Origin of the sequence: Actinomadura geliboluensis (assembly GCF_043197915.1) — a bacterium.
Lineage (GTDB): Bacteria > Actinomycetota > Actinomycetes > Streptosporangiales > Streptosporangiaceae > Spirillospora > Spirillospora geliboluensis.
The window spans coordinates 1-3,415 of record NZ_JBICUA010000026.1 but is presented as its reverse complement, the minus strand read 5'-3'; the positions used below and the strand labels follow the sequence as shown (position 1 = coordinate 3,415).

The 3,415-nt window shown below is 68.8% G+C and carries 3 protein-coding genes and 1 pseudogene; all 4 read right to left on the bottom strand.

Annotated elements, in window-relative coordinates; genetic code table 11:
• Positions 1 to 90: 90 nt before the first annotated feature.
• Complete coding sequence (locus tag ACGFI1_RS44315) at positions 91 to 288, bottom strand: MaoC/PaaZ C-terminal domain-containing protein (RefSeq protein ID WP_392793638.1); 198 nt, start codon at positions 286 to 288, stop codon at positions 91 to 93.
• 737 nt (positions 289 to 1,025) lie between these two features.
• Positions 1,026 to 2,360 carry an HNH endonuclease signature motif containing protein gene (locus ACGFI1_RS44310; protein ID WP_392793637.1) on the bottom strand — a complete coding sequence of 445 codons (1,335 nt, stop codon included), beginning with the start codon at positions 2,358 to 2,360 and terminating at the stop codon, positions 1,026 to 1,028.
• A 567-nt stretch (positions 2,361 to 2,927) separates the two neighbouring features.
• Positions 2,928 to 3,029 carry a DUF397 domain-containing protein gene (locus tag ACGFI1_RS44305; RefSeq protein WP_392793635.1) on the bottom strand — a complete coding sequence of 34 codons (102 nt, stop codon included), beginning with the start codon at positions 3,027 to 3,029 and terminating at the stop codon, positions 2,928 to 2,930.
• A gap of 32 nt (positions 3,030 to 3,061) precedes the next feature.
• A pseudogene (locus ACGFI1_RS44300) lies at positions 3,062 to 3,352 on the bottom strand (Scr1 family TA system antitoxin-like transcriptional regulator); the annotation flags it as partial.
• Positions 3,353 to 3,415 lie beyond the last annotated feature (63 nt).

The following is a 3,415-nucleotide window of genomic DNA, read 5'->3' as shown; positions in this document are numbered from 1 at the left end:
CACCAGATACGACAAGCTCTCCGTCCGCTACCAGGCAACCCTCGAGATCACCGCCATCAACGAATGGCTCCAACTACTTCGAAACACGCCCTAGTTCGCGTAGGTCGGCCGGGTGGGCACCGAGCGACGACGCCAGGGAAACGTGATCGCCGCCAGTGTGCACAGGCCGTGCATGATGGGGCACGGCATCCGGGTCGTCCTCGCGGCCCCCGGGTCGATGTGCAGATGGTGGCGGTCGCCCAGGAGGCGGTAGAGGGCGGCCTGGTTAGTGGCCGTCCGGACGGTCAGCGAGTCGTCCGGCGTTGCCTCGGGGCGCCTGCGAGCGGACCCGGTCCCCGCCGAAGCCGCCGCATCCTGGGGCTAACAGCGACCAGGCGGCCTCGAAGTACTCGCTCTCCACGGCCACGTCGAGACCGCCGCCGAACCCTTGTCCCAGACCTCCGCGGAGCGGGCGCTCATCTCCGCGGCTCCCGAACGCGGGAGGTCCTTCAGGACGCGGAGCCGCTGGGTGCCGTGGACGACCGGACGTCGAAGGCGCCTGCCGAGCCGAGTGCGTCCGGCGCCCACCGGGCGACTCCGCGAAGACGGGGTCGAGGTCGGCGGCGTCCGCGCCGACCGCCAGCGCGTCAAGGACCGCCCGGGTCTCGTCATGGGCGATGGTCCGGATACCGAGGTCCTTTCCGATCCATTCACTCACGCGTCCGCTCCCAGGATCAGGCCGCTGGCCGGAACGCCGGTCCCGCGGTGACCAAGACGTTGTGGACGTCGCCCGGCTGGTTCGACGACGTGCCGCGCAGCAGCCGCACCGCCTCAGCGACGCCGTTCATTCATCCCGTGGATGTACGCCTTTGCCGGGTTGCCCGCCGTGGGTGTTGAACGGGAGCGCGCAGGCACTGCCCTGAGGGAAGAGGCCACGCCCAGGGCCTGCCGCACAGGCGGGAGTACCACCGAAAGCCGTCTCCACACTTTGAGGGGATTGGCAGAGAAGCAGGTGCCAAAGAGCAGTCACTCCCCGGCTGCTCGTGTTACGGCCCGGCCGTCTGGCGGCGGCTCTTGTGGGGAATGCGCCGAGTGTGGCGGGGGCGGGCTCGGGCGTGGTGGGTGGTGGTGGTCCAGAGGTTGGTGGCTGATGGTTGCCGCGTCGGCGGTGTGCGGGTGCCGGGTGTGTCGTCGGGTGGTAGGACGCGGTAGGCGTAGCGTCCGGTGTGGTCTTGGGTGATGGCGATCTGGTGTGGGGTGGTGTGCTTGAAGCGGTTGTGCCATCCGCAGGTGAGGGCGAGTTGGTCGATGTCGGTGGGGCTGTGGCCGAGGGCCCAGCCGTGGACGTGGTCGACTTCGCACAGTGTCCCGGGGACTTCGCAGTCCTGCACCGCGCAGGTGGAGTAGAGGGTCTCCAGGACCTGGCGCTGTGGGGCGGTGGCGAACCGCACCCGGTGGCCGAGGTAGAGCGGGGTGTTCCCCTGGCCGAGGAGGAGGGGTGAGACTCCGGCTGCGAGTGCGATGCGGCGGGCTTGGGCGGCGGGGATGGGGGTGCCGTCGGTGAGGCGGGCGGGGGTGGTGCCGCCGGTGAGGGTGTCCAGGTCGCAGATGACGGTGACCTTGGTGGCCTTGTGCCCGCCCGACAGGACGCTGCTCAAGGCCGCCGCTGTCCGCTCCGACAGGTCGCGGTGGTCGTCGGTTCCGGCGGGCTTGGCCAGCGGGCTGAGCGTGCCGTCCCAGATGGCGGCGTCTTCGGCGTTGAGCCAGCCCTTGATGTAGCGGCCGCCGTCCAGTGACCGGGTCGAGTCGATCCAGGATCGCTCGTATCCGCGTGCGACGTCCTGGGGGGCTTGCTCGCGTCCGTCGCGTTCGGCGATGAGGTCGGTGATCTTGTTGCCGAACGCGGCGACCTTGCCCGCGGAGAATCCCTGCCCGGCCAGGTCGAGGAGGATGTGTTCGGCGGCGGCGCAATCGGTGTCGTCCAGCCGTGCGACGGCGGCGCTGATGGTGCTGGCGTATCCGTAGGACAGTTCCCCGTCGACTAGTCGGCGGGTGACCTCGGGGAGGCGGTGGCGCTGGCGGGCCAGGTGCAGGCGTTCCCTGGCGCGGGCTTCGCGCATGCCCAGCCGGGTGCGCAACCACGCCAGGGTGGAAGGCAGTCCCCACCGGCGCATCTCCCCGGAGGCGTCGACGCGGGCGATCAGAGCGGCCAGTGCGCTCTCGTGCTGGTCGGTGGCGCGGGCGAGGGTCTCGGCCTGGGCCAGGCAGGCGGCGGCCGAGGCGGGCGCTTGGCGGTGGGCGAGTTCGGCCGCGATCGCTGCCGCCGCGTCCACCAGCTCCTCGGTGGACATCGACGCGACATCGACTCGGCTCGAACACATGACTCAATGTTATCGAACAGTCACTCAAGATCACCCCGATTTCGATAAAGAATCTTGTCGTCTTTACAGCCGAGCCGAATCGGGGAATATTTCGCCCATCCGGGCGCCGTAAGCGGGTCCCGATCGCCCAGCCGCAGTCCTTCGGGGCCGAAGGCCCCGGGCCCAGAGGGCAGCGGCCACGCACCGACCTGCAGCCGAACCACCACACCCCCACCAGCGAGCCCAGCCGAAGTGACTTCAGCCCACCATGACCGCAACGTCCACACCGACCCGCAGAGGCCACCGCAACCGGGCACCTGCAGCAACCACACTAATCCGGTAAAAAACCACCGCAACCAGGACCAACAACAGAACACCCGCTAATTCGGCTTTACCCCGGCCGCCCACGCCACCGACGGCATCGAGTTGCCGAACCGCCGGCTTCACAAGGCCACAAGGCGGGCGGGGGGGTGGCGGGCCCGACCAGTCGTCGCCCCGCGGTGTCTCGTGGGTGGCCGGATTGTCGCAGACCAGATGCACCTCCGGTCATCGACCCCGGCGCCACATCCGCCCCATGGCGGATGAACACTAGAGGCTGAACTCTCCGCGCTTCACCCGGACCAGCAACCCGGCGAACGCCTCACGCCCGAACGCCAGCCGTTCCCCATCCGGGTCCTTGGAGTCCCGCACCCACACCCGGTCGCCTGATTCCGAATGAGGTAGCGCAAATGCTCCGCCATGACTGCGGGGCCTCCGACGACGTTTTCGAGCACCTCCTGATCGATGAGTATCCACAAGTACGGGGGGTTCTCACGTTGCAGCACCTTCTGGCGCTTCATCCGGGCTCTGCTCTCCGCCTCAGCCTCGGCGCTCCGCCCGGCGGCCTTGAGGAGTGCCTCCGCGTACGTCTGCGTCTGCGCCAGCGCTGGGACGGTCTTGCCGTGGTACATCTTGAGGACGTCTGCGGCTTCTTCATACTGGATGTACTGCTTGGTCGGGTAGCGGGGACGCATTACTACGTCCCCGCCCCCTCAGAACCGTGCGTGCCATTCGTCACGGCACACGGCTCAAGCAGA

Bases quoted from the DNA above. Each gene is read 5' to 3' on its own strand.
- ACGFI1_RS44310 (WP_392793637.1), bottom strand. From the start codon at position 2,360: ATGTGTTCGAGCCGAGTCGATGTCGCGTCGATGTCCACCGAGGAGCTG.